The organism is Aquabacterium sp. (genome assembly GCF_044226965.1).
GTDB lineage: Bacteria > Pseudomonadota > Gammaproteobacteria > Burkholderiales > Burkholderiaceae_C > Pseudaquabacterium.
This window is the reverse complement of sequence record NZ_JBGAGA010000004.1, coordinates 109,365-127,348: the sequence shown is the minus strand read 5'-3', so window position 1 is coordinate 127,348 and position 17,984 is coordinate 109,365. Positions and strand designations below refer to the sequence as shown.

Here is a 17,984-nt window from a genome sequence, read left to right as displayed (position 1 = left end):
AAGCCCGACGGGCCCGCTACGGGATTGCTGCCGAGCGGGCCTCGCGCCCTGGTGCCGCGGCGTCACGCCGGAACGGAAGCAGCAGCACCTGCCCGATCTCCTCGCTTGCCGGATAGTCCGCGGGCTGGGCCACGCCCAGCGCGGCCGGCAGGCGGTCCGGGTGATACGAGAAGGTGCCGAACACCAGGTCCCATACGGGCGTCAGCACACCGAAGTTCCTGGCCTCCTCGATGCGGGCACTGTGATGGAAACGGTGCAACTCGGTGCCAACGAGCAGGTAGTTCATCGGTCCGGCCTTGATGTCCACGTTGAAGTGGGACACCAGGCCCTGCAGGCCCATCAGCGCGTTGAAGAGGAACAGCGTCTCCTGCCGTGCCCCCAGCAGCAGCAGCGGCAGCTCGACGATGGCCAGTGACGCCACGAAGTTGATCGGGTGGCTGACGGGGTGCATCAGCAGGTACACCCGGTCGGGCAGGTGGTGCGGCACATGCACCTTCCACAGCCAGGCGCCGAGCCGGCCGCGGCCTTCGTGGCTGAGCCGGTGGTACCAGTACTGCACGAACTCGAAGCTCAGCAACACGCCCAGGAACTCGACGGCCATCGGCATGCCCGACACGATGCCGGTGTTGAAGCGGCTCAGGTCCAGCGCCAGCCAGCCCAGGCCGTACCGCAGCAGGGCGGCCGTGCCGCCATTGACGGCCATGTACTTCAGGTCGCGCCGAAAGCTCGGCCAGGTCATCTTCCACGCCGGACGCGCCGGGTGCAGGCGCTCGACGGTCAGCAACAGCACCAATCGAACGGCGGCCAGCACCATGAAGACTCGCGCCAGGTCCCAGTGCAGCGCCAGCGACGTGGCGAACATGCCCAGCGTGGCAGCGAGCAGCAGGGGGTAGAAGGCGTAGGTGACGAAGAAGCGCGCGGTGCCACCGGACCGGGATGCCGGTGGCTGCAGCGGCGTTGAACCAGAACGATCTGGCATCATGGTGCTCCTGTTCGTGGACATCGTGTTCAGTAAAGAACGTGATGACCAGAATCGTCACTGTGGCGCTGCTGCGTGCCCAGCGCCCCGGTCCATGAACTGCCCGATAACGGACAGAAGGCCTTCAACCGTCCAGGAGCGCACATGCCCAGGCGAACCAGCACCGACGACATCGTGGACCGGCGCGTGCAGCGCACACGCAATGCGCTGCGCTCCGCATTGATGGACCTCATGGTCGAGCGTGGCTGGGATGCCATCGACGTGCAGACGCTGTGCGACCGGGCGGACATCGGGCGCTCCACCTTCTATCAGCACTACTCGAACAAGGAAGAACTGCTGAAGCAGAACTTCGCCGGGCTGCGCGATGCGCTGCTGGTGCATGCCTCGCAGCGCGGCACCCGGTCCCAGATCGGCTTCGTCTGGCCACTGCTGGAGCATGTCCACGAGTTCCAGGCCGTGTTCCGGGCGTTGATCGGCCGGCGCTCGGGCCACTACGTGCAGGATCGGTTCAGGGAATTGCTGGTCGAACTGGTGCAAGCGGGGCAATCTCGCCCGGCCAGGCGGCCCGGCTCATGGCAGGTCGAGGCGCGGGCGCACTACCTGGCAGGGGCCTTGTTCGAGATGCTGGTGTGGTGGCTGGGAAGCAACCGGCCGCACCGGCCGCAGGAGATCTGGGAGGTCTTCGAGCAGTGGAGCCAATCCGTGCCGGCTGCCCAGGGCTGAACCGGCCCGGCCCGGTCGCTGCCGGGGATGCCGGCGTGCCCTGTCACCACCGGTGCTGCCAGCGCAGCGACAGCAGTGCGCTGCGCGGCGTACCGGGTTCGAAGAAGCGGCCGTTGCCGTCGTTGACGATCACGCTGCCGGCGTGCACGCGGTCGAAGAGGTTGTCGACGCGGGCCAGGATCTCCAGCGTGTTGCCGGCGCCCAGTGCCAGCGTGTGGCGCCAGCGCAGGTGGGCCAGGGCGTAGCCGCCGGCGAAGTCCGAGTTCGCGTCGTTCACCGCGGTGCGGCCGACCGCGCGCCACTCGATCGCCCACTCACCCGACAACCAGCCCGGCAGCCCGCCCGGCCGCCACGCGGCCTCGGCATACGCGCTGGCGTTCGGTGCGCCGGCAATGCGGTTGCCGGCGGCCACCGGCACGTTCGGGGCGGTGCAGGGCACCGCGCTGCAGGTGAGGAAGCCGTCGCGGTAGGCGGCATGGAGCCAGCTGGTGCTGGCCTGCAAAGTGAGCGTGCGCGCAGCCTGCCAGCGCAGGGCCAGCTCCAGCCCGCGGCGCTGCGTGCGGCCGACATTGCGGAAGCTGGAGCGGCCGCCGCTGTTGCTGAGCACGCCGATCTCGTCGTCGACCTCGGCGCTGAACACGGCGGCCTCGAACTCCACCGCCTGGCCGCGCACTTTGGTGCCCAGCTCGAACTGCCGGCTCTGCTGGCCCTTCAGCTGCAGGTTGAAGCCGGCCTGGCCATCGGGCCGGTAGGCCAGCTCGCCGAGGGTGGGGGACTCGAAGGCGCGCGCCGCGCTGGCCTGCAGCGCCCAGCCGGGCTGCGGCTGCCATTGCAGGCCCAGCGCCGGGTTGGTGTAGCGGAAGTCCAGCGCGCCGGAATCGTCGCCGTTGGCCAGGTAGCGGTCGGTGGTGCTCAGGCGCACGCGGCCGCTGCGCAGGCCGCCGGTGATCGCCAGCGCCTCGGCCAGCGGCCAGCGCGCCTGGGCGAAGCCTTCGCGCGTGGTCGCGCGGTTGTCCTCGTCGCGCCGCAGCCTGCCTTGCACGCCCAGCTGCTGGCCGGCGCCGCTGCCGGTGAAGTTCTCGTAGCCCTGGCGGTCGTCGCGCTGGTCTTCGATCGACAGGCCGGTCACCAGCTCACCGGGGCCCAGGCGCCAGCGGGCACGGGCTTCGGCGCCGCGGTAGGCGCGGTCGAAGTCGACCAGGCCGCCGCCATGGCGCGCCGGCGCCTGCGTGGCCGGTGCGATGGCCTGCCATTGCGTGACGCCGCGTGTTCCGTTGTAGACCATCACGGTGGTGTCGGCGAGCACGCCGTCGCCGTCGACCCGGTGGCGCCACTGCAGCCCCTCCTGCGTCTGGCGGATGGTCTTGCGGGTGTCGAACTGCAGCGCCTGCGGCGTGGTCTGGCGCGGGTCGGCATTGAACTGCGCACGGTCCAGGCCCAGCGGGTCCTGCGCCCGCTGCGTGTGGTCGGAAATGCGCAGCACCAACGTGTCGTTGCCGCTCTGCCAGCCCAGGCGCAGGTTGCCAAGCTGGCGCTGCGCGGCGCTCTGCGGGCGGAAGCCATCGGTCTCCATCGCCGAGAGGCTGGCGCGCAGGTCCAGGCCTGCGCCCAGCGGTGCGGCGAAGCCCACGCGCGCCTGGTGCAGGCCGAAGCTGCCGACATCGGCCGAGGCCTCGACCTGCTGCCCACGCACCGGCGCGCCGAACACCGCGATCACGCCGCCCGAGCTGTTGCCGTACAGCGCCGAGAACGGCCCGCGCAGCACCTCGATGCGCTCGGCGCCGGCCAGATCGATGTGGGCCACCTGGCCCTGGCCGTCGGGCATGGTGGCGGGAATGCCGTCGGCATAGAGGCGCAGGCCGCGCACGCCGAAGGCCGCCCGTGCGCCGAAGCCGCGCGAGCTGATCTGCAGGTCCTGCGCGTAGTTGTTGCGGTTGTTGGCCACCAGCCCCGGCACGCGCGTCAGCACTTCCGAGAGGTTGACCATCGCGCCGGCCGCGCGCAGCGCATCGGCATCGATCACCGAGACGGCGAACGGTGAATCGAAGGCCTGCTGCGCGCGGGCCGAGCCCAGCACCAGCACCGATTCGACGGGCCTGGGCTCGGGCGCGGCCTGCGCCCAGGCGGCGCTGGCGCAGCACAGCGCCAGCGGGGTCAGCAGGCAGCGCGGGACGAAGCGAACAGGGTGATCGGCGGGCATGGCCCGCATCACACCTGCAAATGCGCCGGGCCCCAAGCTGGTAGTGACCCGGATCGACAAGGCCTCAGCGGTTGCGCGGTGCCAGCGGCGTGTCCGGCACCGGGTAGCCGGCCGCGCCGAAGGTCGCGACGACGGCCTTGTGGGTGTCGAAGTACACCTGCCAGTAGTGGTCGGTGTGGGTGTAGGGCCGCACGCACAGCAGCGGGCCTTCGGGCGTGAAGCTCAGGATCTCGATGTCCGGCGCCGGCGTGGCGGCGACGTTGGGGACCTTGGCGATCGCTTCCTTCAGCCGCGCGATCGCGTCCACCGGGTCGACGCTGTTGGCCACCTTCGCGACGCAGTCGACACGCCGGAACGGCAGCGCCGAGAAGTTCTGGATGCTCTCGGAAAAGATCTTGTTGTTGCCGACGATGGTCATCACGTTGTCCGGCGTGATGATGGTGGTGCCGAACAGGCCCACCTCGTGCACCGTGCCGGTCACGCCCCCGGCCTGCACGAAGTCGCCCACCTTGAAGGGCCGCAGCACCTGCATGAACACGCCGGCGGCGAAATGCGTCAGCAGCCCGCCCCAGGCGGTGCCGATGGCCAGGCCCGCGCCGGCCAGCAGTGCCGCGAACGAGGTGGTGCGCACCCCGAAGATGTCGAGGATGGCCAGCACCAGCACGATGTTGAACACGACGTTCAGGATCGAGGTCAGGTACTTGGCCAGCGTCGAATCGATGCGCTTGCCGCGCGCCACCGCGGCATTGAAGCCCTTGAGCACCAGGCTGATGATCCAGCGGCCGATGATCCAGGCGGCCAGCGCGCCCAGCAGCTTCAGACCGAAGTCCACGCCTTGCGTGCTGAGAAAATTGACGATCGTTTCGACGTACATATGCTTTCCTCCGTGTGAATCGAGTCCGAACCCGGGCCTCTGCGGCCCGCACCCATTGCACCATGGCAGCGTGCGCCGGCAATGACAATCCTCAGCGGCAGCGCCTGCAGGGCCTGCCGCCGGTGCTGGACCTGCGCAGCCGGCTGATCGTGCTGGGCAGCTTCCCGGGCGTGGCCTCGCTGGCCGCGCAGCAGTACTACGCCCACCCCCGCAACCAGTTCTGGCCGCTGCTGGGCGCGCTGTGGGGCCTGGACCTGCGCGCGCTGCCCTACGAGCAGCGCCTGCAGCAGCTGCGCGAGCGCGGCCTGGCGCTGTGGGACGTGTATGCCGCCTGCCGCCGCGAAGGCAGCCTGGACAGTGCGATCGAGGACGCCGAGCTCAACGACCTGGCCAGCCTGCAGCAGCGGGCGCCGCAGCTGCAGGCGGTGGCCCACAACGGCGGCGAATCGGCGCGCTGCATGCGCATCACCCGCAGCCTGGGCCTGCCGGTGCACCGGCTGCCTTCCACCAGTCCGGCCAATGCCAGCTGGTCGTTCGAACGCAAGCTCGCCGCGTGGCGCGAGGTCTTTGCCCGCTGCGGCCTGCTCTGAACCGCCAGAATGCGCGTTCAACAGACGATCAGGGAGCCATGGTGAAACGCTGGCGTTGGGGATGGATGGGCCTGTGGCTGGCCTGCTGGCTCGGCACGGCCTGGGCCGAGGCGCCGAAGGCCGCGCGCGCGGCACCGGCTGTGGCCGCAACGCCCAAGGCCAGGGCGCCGGGCGCGAACCGTCCGCCGGCGGCCGCCCGGCCGCAGGGCGAGGCCAGCGCGGCGGCCGACGCCGCGGCGGGCTTCCAGATCGCGCCGGTGCCGGACTGGGTGCAGCCGGTGCCGGTGGACGCGTCGATCGCGCTGCCGTCCGCCCCGGTGCAGGTGCTGGTGATCGACCACCAGACACGGCTCGGCCCCGCCGGCGCGCAGCAGTTCCTGCGCAGCGTGCGCCAGATCAACGAGCCCAGCGGCCTGGTCGAGGCCTCGCAGCTGCAGGTCAGCTTCGATCCGCAGTACCAGCAGCTGGTGCTGCACCAGGTGACGGTCTGGCGCGGCGACCAGCGCATCGACAAGCTCGAGCGCCGCCACGTGCGCCTGTACCAGCGCGAGACCCAGCTCGAGCGGCTGATGCTCGACGGCCGCATGACCGCCTCGATCGTGCTCGACGACGTGCGGGTGGGCGACCGCATCGAATGGTCGCTGTCGGTGATCGGCATCAATCCGGTGTTCGACGGCCGCTTCGTCGACGTCGACCTCGCCGCTGGCCGCGGCGGACCGCTGGGCCTGTACCGCTACCGCCTGCTCGCGCCGGAGGGCCGCAGCATCCAGCACCGCTTTGCCGACGGCGCGTTCGAGGTGCAGACCGGCCTGCAGGGCGGCCTGCGCGAGACCGTGTTCACGCGCCGCAACGTGGCGCAGTTCGTGCACGACCCGCAGGCGCCGCCCTGGCTGTGGCTGGCCGACGCGCTGCAGCTCAGCGAGTTTGCCGACTGGGCCGACGTGGCCCGCTGGGCCGAGGCGCTGTTCAAGGACGCACTGCGGTCCGACGGCGAGGTGCTGGCCCGCGCGGCCGAGATCCGCGAGCGGGCCGCCACGCCGGCCGAGCGGCTGCGCCTGGCGCTGGACCTGGTGCAGACCGAGGTGCGCTACTTCGGCATCGAGATCGGCGCTTCCAGCCACCGGCCCGCGCCGGCGGCCCGGGTGCTGCAGCAGCGCTTTGGCGACTGCAAGGACAAGGTGGCGCTGCTGGTCTCGCTGCTGCGCGCGCTGGACATCGACGCGACGCCGGTGCTGGTGTCCAACGGCCTGCGCCGCGGCGCCGCGCAGATGCTGCCGAGCCCGCTGGCCTTCGACCATGCCATCGCCCGCGTGCAGCTCGAGGGCCAGACCCTGTGGCTGGACGGCACACGCTCGCAGCAGACCGGGCCGGCGGCACTGCGCCAGTCGCATGGCCTGGGAGAGGGCCTGCCCGCCAGCGCCGCCACCAGCGCGCTGGCCCCGCTGCCCGGCACCGACGACGAGCTGCGCGTCGACGGGGTCGATACCCTGCGCTTCGGCAAGCTCGGCGAGCCCGGCAGCCTGCAGGCGCGCCATGTCTTCCACGGCGAGATGGCCGAGTTCCTGCGCAGCGTGCTGGCCAGCCGCCCGCGCGAGGAGTTCGACCGCCAGATCAGCGCCGACTACCTGCGCATCTACAACGGCGCGCAGCTCGACGGCCCGGTCGAGGTGGCGCCCGACAACGAGCACAACGCGGTGGCAGTGACGGTGCGGCTGAAGCTGCCGAACTACTGGCGGCTCAACGACAAGGCCCTGCTCACCGGCGAGCTGCCGCTGAACTCGCTGATCACCGCGATCCGCTTGCCGGACCAGGCGCCGCGCACACGGCCGCTGTACATCGGCCGGCCGGGCATCTACCGGCAGGCGGTGGTGGCCGAGTTCGCCGAGGACGTGTTCGCCAAGGACGTGCGCGAGCGCTTCGACGAGAACAACAGCTTCTTCGACCTGCGCGCGCAGCTCGACGGCACGCGCCGCAGCATGCGGCTGGAGGCCGAGGTGCGGCAGCTGGGCGATGCGATCGAACCGGCCGACTGGAGCCGCTACCGCGAGCTGCTGAACAAGGTGGCGCCGCGGCTGGTGCTGTCGCTGTTCATCAGCCCGATCGAACCCGGGCGGGCCCGGCAGGTGGGCGATCAGATCAAGGACATCGTGGCCCAGATCCAGCGCGGCACCGCGGGGGGCGCCACGCCGCAGCTGGCAGCCCAGGTGATCGAGCTGGTGACGCGCGCCCAGCTCGAAGGCGACCGGCTGAGCCCGGCGCTGCGCGCGCAGGTGCAGCAGCTGCGCGCCCCGGCGCTGGACACGCTGGGCCGCCTGCCCGAAGGCGCCGAGGCCTACCGCGCGGCGCTGGCCTTCAAGCCCGACAACGCCGACGCGCTGGCCGGCCTGGCCGGCAACGCGCTGCGCCAGGGCGACGATGCGGCCGCCCTTGAACGGGCGAACCAGGCGCTGAAGATCGCGCCGCGCCACCTGGCCGCGCGCCAGGTGCATGCCTTCGCCAGCTACTACCTCGAAAATTACGCGGCCACGCGCGACGACCTGCAGGAGCTGCTGAAGTCGCGCGGCAGCGAGCTCGGGCGCAGCCAGGTGCCGCTGTGGCTGTACCTGGCCACCCGCCGGCTCGGCGGCGATGGCGTCGCCGCGATGGCCGCCGCAGGCAGCGGCGGCGGCAGCAGCAGCGGCGCCGAGGGCAGCAGCGCCTGGCCCGCGCCCCTGCTGCAGTTCTACGAGGGCAAGCTCGACTTCGACGCCGTGCTGGCCCGCGCCGGCAGCGAGGCGGCGCTGAAGAAGCTGCGCGAGACCGAGGCCTACTTCTACGCCGCGCAGAAGGCGCTGCTCGACGGCGATGCCGCCCAGGCACGGCGCTACTGGCAGAAGGCGGTGGCGCTGGGCGCGGTGGAGACCAAGGAATACACGCTCGCCCAGCGCGAGCTGAAGCGGCTGGACAGCCGATGAAACGCCGCCGCTCCGACCCCCCGCCGCCCGGCACCCGGCTGGCCGGCACCCGGCTGGCCGGCGCCACGCTGTCCGAGTTCGAGGGCGTGCGCTACCTGCACCTGGGCACACCCTGGGTGCAGGGCGCGATGCGCATCCGCCAGCCCCGCAAGATCGAGCTCGAATACGTGCAGCGCATGATGGCCTGGCTGCTCTGGCGGCCCACCGAGGCGATGGCCGAAGGGCATGCGGTGCAGCTGGGCCTGGGCGGCGCGGCGATCACCCGCTTCACGCACCAGGTGCTGCGCATGCGCACCACGGTGGTCGAGATCAACCCGACCGTGATCCAGGCCTGCCGGCTGTGGTTCCACCTGCCGGCCGACGACGCGCGGCTCAGCGTGCTGCAGGCCGACGCCGGTGCCTGGGTGGCCGACCCCGTGCATGCGCAGACGGTCGACGTGCTGTGCGTCGACCTCTACGACCACGAGGCCGCCGCGCCGGTGCTGGACGATGCCGCTTTCTACGCCCATTGCCGCGCGGTGCTGGCACCCGGCGGGCTGATGACGGTGAACCTGTTCGGCCGCGATGCCAGCTTCGAGCGCAGCGCCGGCCACATCGCCGCGGCCTTCGGCAGCGACCAGGTCTGGCAGCTGGCGCCGACCAAGGAGGGCAACACGGTCGTCGTCGCGGCGCGTGGCGTCGAGGTGCCGGACCGCGACACGCTGGTGCGCCGCGCCGAGGCGATCGAGGCGCGCTGCGGCCTGCCGGCGCGCAAGTGGCTGCGCCTGGTGCGGCCCTATCGTCCAACGTCAGCGGCCGCCGGCTGAGCGGGGCACCGCGCGATGAAACTGCTGCCCAAGATCGTGCTGGCCGTGCTGGCGCCGGTGGTGCTGGGCATGCTCGGCGCGGCGGTGGTGCTGAACCGGCGCCTGGAAAGCGAACGCCAGCTGGCGCTGGTGCAGGCGGGCAGCCAGCTGCAGCAGCGCGCCGAGACCCTCGCCACGCGCCTGCGCCAGCGTCGCGAGGCCTTGCGGCTGCTGGCCGCCACGCCGCTGCTGCGCGGCGGCGACACGCCGGCCATCGATGCCGCGCTGCAGGCCTGGGCCGGACCGGCGGGCCTGTTCGACAGCCTGGCGTTCGCGCCGCTCGACGCCGACGGCCGCGCCGTCGGCGAGGCGGCCGCGCTGGTGCTGGCGCCGGAGGAGCGCACGCTGCTGCGCAGCGGCCGCGACGACAGCCTGCTGCGCCTGCAGCCCGCGGGCGCCGGCGAGGCCGCGGCGGGTGGTGCGCGCCTGCGCCAGCTGGTGGCGGTGCGCGGGCCCGATGGCACGCTGGCCGGCGTGCTGGCCGCCAGCGTGCCGCTGGCCGAGGTGCTGGCGCAGCCCGCGCCAGTGCCCGGCGGGCTGCGCTGGCTGCTGTTCGACGGCCAGGCGCAGCGCCTGGACGGCCCGGCCGACGACGCACTGGCGCAGGCCGTGCGGGCACTGCCGGGCGCGGCCGCCGGCACGCCGCAGTGGGTGAGCGCGGGCGACCAGCGCTTCCAGCTGCTGCAGGCCGCGGTGATGGGCACCGACTGGCGCCTGGCGCTGGCCGAGCCCGAGAGCCGGCTGCGCGAGCCCCTGCGCGGCCCGGTGCTGCGCGTGACCGCGGTGCTCCTGCCGGTGCTGCTGCTGGCACTGCTGGGCGCCTGGTGGGTGCGGCGTCAGGTGGCCCGCCCGCTGCTGGCGCTGGCCGAGGCGCAGGCCCGGGTGCAGGCCGGCGACCTGGGCGCGCGCGCGCCCGAGCTGGGCCAGGGTGAGCTGGCCGACCTGGCGCGCTCGTTCAACCGCATGGTCGAGGCACTGCAGGCCGCCGACCGCAAGTTCCGGCTGATCTTCGAGGCCTTCCCGTACCCGGTGCTGATCAGCCGCCTGGACGACTACCGCTACGTCGATGTCAACCCGGCGTTCGAGCTGCAGAGCGGCGTGCCGCGCGCGCAGGCCATCGGCCGCACGCCGGTCGAGCTGGGCCTGGTCTCCGATCCCGCGGCCGTGGTGGCCCACGCGCAGGCCCTGCGCGCGCAGGACCGGCTCGACGACCAGGCGCTCACCGTCGTCGGGGCCGATGGGCGCCGGCACCGGCTGCTGGTGTCCTCGCGCCGGCTGCAGCTGGGCGGCGAGGCGGTGGCGCTGACGGTGGCCATCGACATCACGCCGATCAAGGAGGCCGAGGCGCGGCTGCGGCACAGCGAGCAGGCCTTCACCGCGCTGTTCGAGATGGCACCGCTGCCGCTGGCCTACGCACGGCAGGCCGACGACTTCCGCTTCAGCACCTGGAACCAGGCCTGGTACCGAGACTTCGGCTACCCGAAAGACCTGGCGCATCACCGCGCCGGCAAGGACTTCGGGCTGTGGGTCGATGCCGCTGATCGTGCGCGTTATGGCAGGGCCGTGCGCCAGCGCCTGCGCGTCGAGGGTTTCGAGGCCCAGCTGCGCCTCCACGACGGCACGCTGCGCTGGTACGAGCTGGCCGGCCAGGTGATCGACACGCCCGACGGCGGGCTGCTGATGACCGCCTTCGTCGACGTCACCGCGCTGCGCGAGGCGGTGGCCGCGGCGCAGGCCAGCGAGGCCCGGCTGCAGGCGGTGTTCGATGCCTCGCCGGTGGCGATGATCGTCTCCGATGCCGCGCGCGGCTTCAAGGCGGTGGCGGCCAATGCCGCCTGGTACCGGCAGTTCCAGCGCACGCCGGCGCAGGTGATTGGCCGCGATGGCGAGGAAATGGGCCTGTGGGCCGACACCGTCGGCCGCGCACGCCTGCTCGGGCAGCTGCAGCGCAGCGGCGACGAGGTCGACGGCTTCGAGACCGACCTGGTGCGTGGCGACGGCAGCCGCCTGCGCGGCCGGGTGGCCGCGCGCCGCTTCACCGCCGGGCCCGAGGACCTGATGGTGATGGTGCAGGAGGACATCACCGAGCGCGTGCGCGCGGCCCAGGCGCTCAGCGAGAACCGCGAGCTGCTGGCGCACACCGTGGACCTGATGCCCGAGCCGATGGCCATCGTCGGCGGTGACGACGGCCGCTACGTCGACGTCAACCGGATGTGGGTGCAGGTGCTGGGCATCCCGAAGGAACAGGCGGTGGGCCGCGACTCGCTGGAACTCGGCCTGTGGGAAGACCCGTCCGAACGCGACAACGTGCGCAGCCAGCTGCAGACGCAGGGGCGCGTGGTCGACGTGCCGGTGACCTATCGCCTGCCCGACGGGCGCCGGCTGCGCTGCGAGGTCTCGGGCGCGCAGATGATGGCGCAGGGCCGGCCGATCGGCATCTGGGTCATCCGCGACATCACCGCCCGCGAGCAGGCCGAGGCGGCGCTGCGCGAGCTCAACGAGACGCTGGAGGTGCGCGTGGCGGCGCGGACCCGCGAGCTCAGCGATGCGCTCGAGGGCCTGCGCCGCGCCCAGGCCGAGCTGGTGCGCGCCGAGAAGCTGGCATCGCTGGGCGCGCTGGTGGCCGGCGTCGCGCACGAGCTGAACACGCCGATCGGCAATGCGGTGATGGTGGCCAGCACGCTGGCCGACCACCAGCGCGAGTTCGAGACCGGCATCGCGGGCGGGCTGCGCCGCTCGGCGCTGGACGGCTACCTGGCCGGCTCGCGCGAGGCGCTGCAGGTGCTGGAGCGCAACCTGCAGCGCGCGGCCGAGCTGGTGGGCAGCTTCAAGCAGCTGGCGGTGGACCAGTCGAGCTACCAGCGCCGCCGCTTCGTGCTGGCCGAGGTGGTGCAGGAGGTGCTGCTGGCGCTGAGCCCGACCCTGCGCCGCAGCCCGGTGCAGCTGCAGGAGCAGGTGCCGCCGGCGCTGGCGCTGGACAGCTACCCGGGCCCGCTGGGCCAGGTGCTGGTGAACCTGATCACCAACGCGCTGGTGCACGCCTTCGAACCCGGCGCGCACGGCACCATCACGCTCGCGGCCGAGCCGCTGGGCGACGACCGGCTGCGCCTGCGGCTGGCCGACGACGGGCGCGGCATCGCCCCGAGCGAGCTGGGCCGCATCTTCGACCCGTTCTACACCACGCGGTTGGGGCAGGGCGGTTCGGGGCTCGGGCTGCACATCGTCTACAACCTGGTCACCGGCCTGCTCGGCGGGCGCATCGAGGTGCACAGCCAGCCCGGGGCCGGCACCGAGTTCGTGATCGAGTTGCCACTGGCGGCGCCGCAGGCCTGAACCTCGGGATTCAACGAAGCAGGGCCGGCCCTTGCTCGGGCTAGGATGTGCGCTAGCCCACGCCCGCTACCGTGACCCCTTCCGCCTCCGCGACATTGCCGCCCGATGAGCCCGACTTCGTCGAGGTGCTCGAGGATGGCGCGGCGGAGCCCGCCGCCGATGCCGGCGCGCGCTGGAAGGTGCTGATCGTCGACGACGACGAAGACGTGCACCAGGCCACCGAGCTGGCCCTGCGCGGCGTTCACATCGAGGGCCGGGCGCTGGAATTCCTGCATGCGCACTCGGCGATGCAGGCCCGCGCGCTGGTGGCCGCGCACCCCGACATCGCGGTGGCGCTGCTCGACGTGGTGATGGAATCGCCCGACGCCGGCCTGCAGCTGGTGCGCCACCTGCGCGAGGAGCTGAACCGCCGCGCGCTGCGCGTGGTGCTGCGCACCGGCCAGCCGGGCTACGCGCCCGAGATCGAGACGATCCGCAGCTACGACATCAACGACTACAAGACCAAGGCCGAGCTCACGCGCGTGCGGCTGTACACCAGCCTGACCGCGGCGATCCGCTCGTACCGCCAGATCCTCGCGCTCGAGCAGACGCGCAACGGCCTCGAGATCATCGTCTCGGCCAGCACCCAGCTGGGCCGCCAGCGCGGCCTGCAGCGCTTTGCCGAAGGGCTGGTGACGCAGCTGGCCGCGATCCTCGGCGTGCCGCCCGAAGGCCTGGTGTGCGCCCACGAGCCGATGGATCCGTACGACGGCGCGCGCATCATCGCCGCGGCCGGCCGCTACCGCGAACTGATCCACCGGCCCCTGGGCGACCTGGCCCCGGGCCCGGTGCGCCAGGCGCTGGAGCGCTGCCTGCGGCAGCGCGGCAACCTCATCGAAGGCGCTTCGCTGTGCCTGTACTTCGCAGCGGCCTCCGGGCGCGGCATGGCGGCCTACGTGGACGCCGGCCGGCCGCTGGAATCGCTGGACGAGCACCTGCTGTCGGTGTTCTGCGCCAGCATGTCGGTGGCCTTCGAGAACGTGCTGCTGTACGGCCAGCTGGTCGACTATGCGTACCAGGACCAGCTGCTGCGCATGCCCAACCGCAACCGCTTCATCGAGCTCATCACCGAGCAGTTGCAGCAGCCCGCGGGCATGGCGCTGGCGCTGGTGGACATCGACGACTTCGCCGCCATCAACGACACGCTGGGCCACCGCGTCGGCGACCAGGTGCTGCAGGCCGCCGCGCAGCGCCTGCTGCAGTCGCTGGGCTCGCAGGTGGTGATCGCGCGCATCGGCGGCGACACCTTCGGCCTGCTGGGGCCCGAGAGCGCCGTGAACCCCGCGGTGATCGAACGCGCGTTCGGCGAGGTCGTCGAGGTTCAGGACGAGCGCATGCGCATCTCCGCCACCATGGGCCTGGTGCGGCTGCGTCCCGATTCGCCGCCCGGCGCCGAGCTGATCAAGGACGCGCACCTCGCGCTCAAGCAGGCCAAGGCGCACCGGCGCGGCGGCTCCTGCTACTTCTCCGAACGCATGGGGGTCGACGCGCGCGAACGCATGCGGCTGCTGCGCAGCCTGCGTGGCGCCTTCGACGAGCGGCGCCTGTACGTCGCCTACCAGCCGATGATCGACCTGACCGATGGCCGCGTCATCGGCGTCGAGGCCCTGATCCGCTGGCGGCTCGACGACGGCAGCTTCGTCGCGCCCGACCGCTTCATCCCGCTGGCCGAGCGCTCGGGCCTGATCGTCGCGATCGGCGAGTTCGTGCTGCGCACCGCCTGCCATGAGCTGCGTCGGCTGCACGAGCACGGGCACCCGGGGCTGCGCATGTCGGTCAACGTGTCGAAGTCGCAGTTCACCGATCCGGACTTCCTGCCCTCGGTGTCGCGCGCGCTGGCCGATGCGCAGGTCGATGCCCGCTTCGTCGAGCTCGAGATCACCGAGTCGGTGGCCGCCGAGGACCTGGAGTTCATCCTCAGCGTGCTGAGCGAGCTGCGCGCCATCGGCGTCGGCCTGGCCATCGACGATTTCGGCACCGGCTACTCGTCGCTGAGCGTGCTGCGCCAGCTCGGCGCTCAGCGGCTGAAGATCGACCGCGCCTTCATCCACGAGATCGAACTGACCGAAGCGCCGGGCGCCGAGCCCGGCCATGGCAGCATCGCGCGCATGGTGGTGGACCTGGGTCGCGCGCTGGGCATGGAGATCATCGCCGAAGGCGTCGAGACCGAGGCGCAGCAGCAGGTGCTGCGCGCGCTGGGCTGCCACATTGCCCAGGGCTATCTCTACGCGCGGCCGATGCCGGCCGATGAGCTCCACCGCTGGCTGACGCGGCCCTGAGCCCCACCGAGGATTCCAGATGTTTGGCATTGCCGACTACGGCGCGTTCGTGATCGCGGTGATCGTGTTCCTGGCCATCCCCGGCCCGGGCAACCTGGCGCTGATCACCTCCACCAGCAAGGGCGGGCTGCGCGGCGGGCTGGCGGCCACCGCGGGGCTGATCCTCGGCGACCAGGTGCTGATGTGGCTGGCCGTGGCCGGCGTGGCCACCTTGCTGGCGGCCTGGCCGCTGGTGTTCGGCGCGGTGCAGTGGCTGGGCGCGGCCTACCTGGCCTGGCTGGGCCTGCGCATGCTGCTGGCCCGGCCCGGCGACGCGCCGGTGATCACCATCACGCCGGGTCACTACATCCGCCAGGCCTTCGCGATCACGCTGATGAACCCCAAGGCCATCGTGTTCTACATGGCCTTCTTCCCGCTGTTCGTCGACCCCGCGCGGCACCAGGGCCTGCTGACCTTCGGCGTGATGGCGGCGACGATTGCGGCGCTGACCTTCGCGTACGCGCTGATCGTCGTGCTGCTGACGCGCCGCTTCGCCGCCGCGCTGCGCGGCAGCCCGCGCGTGACGCGCTGGCTCAACCGCCTGGCCGGCACCTTGCTGCTGGGCTTTGGCGTCAGGCTCGCGCTGTCGCGCTGAGCAGGGCGCTGGCCATGGCCGGCTGGGCCGTCTTCGACACCGCGATCGGCGCCTGCGGCATTGCCTGGGGCGACGAAGGCATCTGCGGTGCGCAGCTGCCGCATGCCAGCGCGGCCGGCACGCGCCAGCGCATGCGGCGCCGCTTTCCGGCGCTGGCCGAGCGCGAGCCGCCGGCCGAGGTGGCCGCGCTGATCGCCGACATCCAGGCGCAGCTGCGCGGCGAGCCGCGCGACCTCTCGGCCACGCGGCTCGACTGGCGCGAGGTGCCGGCATTCCATACCCGCGTCTACCGCATCGCGCTGGGCATTCGGTCCGGAAGCACGCTCACCTACGGCGATATCGCCCAGCGCCTGGGCGAACCCGGCGCGGCGCGCGCGGTGGGCCAGGCGCTGGGCGCGAACCCCTTTGCGCCCATCGTGCCCTGCCACCGCGTGCTGGCCGCCGGTGGCCGCAAGGGCGGCTTCTCGGCCCCCGGCGGCACCGACACCAAGCTGAAGATGCTGCTGATCGAGAACGCCAGGCCGGACGACCAGCCCTCGCTGTTCTGACCCCCGCTGCCGGCGCCGCGTGATCAGGCCGCGGCGAGCCGGAAGGCGCCCACCGCCTCGACCAGCCGGCTGGCCTGCTGGTGCATCGAATCGGCGGCCGCCGCGCTTTCCTCCACCAGCGCAGCGTTCTGCTGCGTCACCTCGTCGAGCTGGCTCATTGCGTCGCCGACCTGGGCGATGCCCTGGGCCTGCTGCTGTGTCGATTCGCCGATGGCCGTGACCAGCGCGTCCACCTCCTGCACCTGCAGGACGATGCGCTGCATCGTCGCGCCGGCGTCGGCCACCTGGCGCGCGCCGGTATCCACCTGCTCGGCGCTGGCGTGGATCAGCGTCTTGATCTCGCGCGCGGCCTGCGCGCTGCGCTGCGCGAGGCTGCGCACCTCGGCCGCGACGACCGCAAAGCCGCGGCCCTGCTCGCCGGCGCGGGCGGCTTCCACCGCAGCGTTCAACGCCAGGATGTTGGTCTGGAACGCGATGCCGTCGATCACGCCGATGATGTCGCCGATGCGGCGGCTGGCCGCGCTGATCTGCTCCATCGTCTGCACCACCTCGGAGACAGCGGCGCCGCCTTGCTGCGCCACCTGGGTGGCGGCCTGCGCCATCTCGGCGGCCTGACGCGCCGATTCAGCGTTATTCTTGACGCTGGCGCCCAGTTGTTCCATCGAGGCGGCGGTCTGCTGCAGGTTGCTGGCCTGTTCCTCGGTGCGCTGGCTCAGGTCGGTATTGCCCACGGCGATCTGGCCGGCGCCGGTGGCGATCTGCTCGCTGCCCTGGCGCACATGGCGCACCACCGCGCCCAGGTTGTCGTTCATCGTCTTCAGTGCCTGCAGCAGCTCGCCGGTCTCGTCGCGGCCGCGCACCACCACCTCGGTGCCCAGGTCGCCACTGGCGACGGTGCGGGCCACCTGCAGCGCCGCGTCGATGCCGCGCGCGGTGGCGCGGGCGATCTGCCACAGCAGGCCCAGGCACAGCAGGCCCAGCAGCGCGATGCCGCCGCCCAGCCAGGCCAGCGTCGCGCGCGCACGGTCCACGCGCTGCTCGAGCGTGCGCGCCAGCTGGCCGAAAGCGGCGTCGACGAGCTGGAACTGCGCGTCGATCGCCTGGGTCTGGCTGGCAAAGTAAGCGGCCGCCGGATGGTCCAGCGTCTCGGCGCGCAGCACGCGGCTGTCCAGCAAAGCCAGCGCGGCCTCGCCGTGCCGCGCCGCGTTGTCGATGGCGGCGTTCAGCGCCTGGCCCATGGCAGCGTCGGCCGCGGCCATGCGCTCGAAGGCATAGGTCGCATTGCGCTGGTACAGCCGCGCCATGCTGGCCAGCGCCTCGAGGCGGGCCTTGTCCTGCAGCGTGGCAGCCTGCTGCTGCAGCGCCACGTTGCCGCGCGCACGCAGCTGGCCCAGCGCCTCGGTCAGCCGGGGCAGGTCGGCCAGGGTGGCGCCCACCAGCGCATGCGCGGCGGGCTCGCCGTCCAGCGCCAGCGCGGTCTGGTCGACCACGCTGCGCAGCAGGTCGAGCTGCTGGTCGACCAGCGCGGTGTGGCGGCTGAAGCTGGCCGGCGCGTCCAGCGTCTTCGCGGCCAGGGCGTCGGCCAGCGGCTGCCATTGCGTACGCATGGTGGCGGCCTCCTTATCCAGCGCGGGCTGGCCCAGGGCGGCGATCGCCGCCTCGGTCTGCTGCAGGCTGTTGGCCAGCTCGGCCTGTACCGCCACGCGTTGCGCACCGGCCTGCGTGTTGCCTGCCAGCGTGGCCGCGCTCAGGCCGCGATGTTGCTGCGTCAGGCGAATCAGCTTCAGCAGCTCACCGGCGGGCGCGATGCCGGCCGCCTCTGCACGCGCCGCGGCAATCGCCTGCAGCCGTTCGCGCAGCACCAGCGTCGCCGGTGCGGCCGTCATGGCCACTGCCATCAATGCGACGACTGCGAACTTGGTGCGCAGGCGCAGGTTGTTCAGAAATTCCATCGTGGGTGCTCCTGTTCTTGGTACGGCATCGCAT

12 protein-coding genes are annotated in these 17,984 nt (G+C 72.2%); 8 read left to right on the top strand and 4 right to left on the bottom strand.

Going from position 1 to position 17,984, the window contains the following annotated elements; translation table 11 throughout:
- Positions 1–16: 16 nt before the first annotated feature.
- A complete protein-coding gene (locus ACILR4_RS03405; protein ID WP_395699417.1) occupies positions 17–979 on the bottom strand; it encodes a sterol desaturase family protein in 963 nt (320 codons plus the stop codon).
- 144 nt (positions 980–1,123) lie between these two features.
- Here ACILR4_RS03405 and ACILR4_RS03400 point away from each other — a divergent pair, with 144 nt between their 5' ends.
- Entirely contained in the window at positions 1,124–1,702 is a 579-nt protein-coding gene (locus ACILR4_RS03400) for a TetR/AcrR family transcriptional regulator (RefSeq protein ID WP_395699416.1), read from the top strand.
- A gap of 43 nt (positions 1,703–1,745) precedes the next feature.
- On the opposite strand, the gene ACILR4_RS03395 is transcribed toward ACILR4_RS03400, so the two are convergent.
- A complete protein-coding gene (locus ACILR4_RS03395) occupies positions 1,746–3,902 on the bottom strand; it encodes a TonB-dependent receptor family protein (protein ID WP_395699415.1) in 2,157 nt (718 codons plus the stop codon).
- A gap of 64 nt (positions 3,903–3,966) precedes the next feature.
- Entirely contained in the window at positions 3,967–4,776 is an 810-nt protein-coding gene (locus ACILR4_RS03390) for a mechanosensitive ion channel family protein (protein ID WP_395699414.1), read from the bottom strand.
- Between the two features lie 62 nt (positions 4,777–4,838).
- On the opposite strand from ACILR4_RS03390, the gene ACILR4_RS03385 reads away from it, so the two are divergent.
- From ACILR4_RS03385 to ACILR4_RS03355, 7 genes are all read left to right on the top strand, one after another.
- Positions 4,839–5,366: a DNA-deoxyinosine glycosylase gene (locus tag ACILR4_RS03385; protein ID WP_395699413.1), complete on the top strand. Its 528-nt coding sequence runs from the start codon at positions 4,839–4,841 to the stop codon at positions 5,364–5,366.
- A 41-nt stretch (positions 5,367–5,407) separates the two neighbouring features.
- Positions 5,408–8,320, top strand: a complete 2,913-nt coding sequence (locus ACILR4_RS03380; RefSeq protein ID WP_395699412.1) for a DUF3857 domain-containing protein — start codon at positions 5,408–5,410, stop codon at positions 8,318–8,320.
- Positions 8,317–9,126: a spermidine synthase gene (locus ACILR4_RS03375; protein WP_395699411.1), complete on the top strand. Its 810-nt coding sequence runs from the start codon at positions 8,317–8,319 to the stop codon at positions 9,124–9,126. Before ACILR4_RS03380 ends, ACILR4_RS03375 begins: the two co-directional genes overlap by 4 nt.
- Before the next feature lie 15 nt (positions 9,127–9,141).
- Positions 9,142–12,498 (top strand): PAS domain S-box protein, encoded by a 3,357-nt coding sequence (locus ACILR4_RS03370; protein WP_395699410.1) that lies wholly within the window; start codon positions 9,142–9,144, stop codon positions 12,496–12,498.
- 71 nt (positions 12,499–12,569) lie between these two features.
- Positions 12,570–14,816, top strand: coding sequence for a putative bifunctional diguanylate cyclase/phosphodiesterase (locus ACILR4_RS03365; protein ID WP_395699409.1), 2,247 nt, complete (start codon positions 12,570–12,572; stop codon positions 14,814–14,816).
- 19 nt (positions 14,817–14,835) lie between these two features.
- Positions 14,836–15,450 carry a LysE family transporter gene (locus ACILR4_RS03360; protein WP_395699408.1) on the top strand — a complete coding sequence of 205 codons (615 nt, stop codon included), beginning with the start codon at positions 14,836–14,838 and terminating at the stop codon, positions 15,448–15,450.
- A 14-nt stretch (positions 15,451–15,464) separates the two neighbouring features.
- Positions 15,465–15,998: a methylated-DNA--[protein]-cysteine S-methyltransferase gene (locus tag ACILR4_RS03355; protein WP_395699407.1), complete on the top strand. Its 534-nt coding sequence runs from the start codon at positions 15,465–15,467 to the stop codon at positions 15,996–15,998.
- A gap of 23 nt (positions 15,999–16,021) precedes the next feature.
- Here ACILR4_RS03355 and ACILR4_RS03350 read toward each other — a convergent pair whose 3' ends face one another.
- On the bottom strand, positions 16,022–17,950 hold the full coding sequence (locus tag ACILR4_RS03350; RefSeq protein ID WP_395699406.1) for a methyl-accepting chemotaxis protein: 1,929 nt from the start codon (positions 17,948–17,950) through the stop codon (positions 16,022–16,024).
- Between the last annotated feature and the right edge of the window lie 34 nt (positions 17,951–17,984).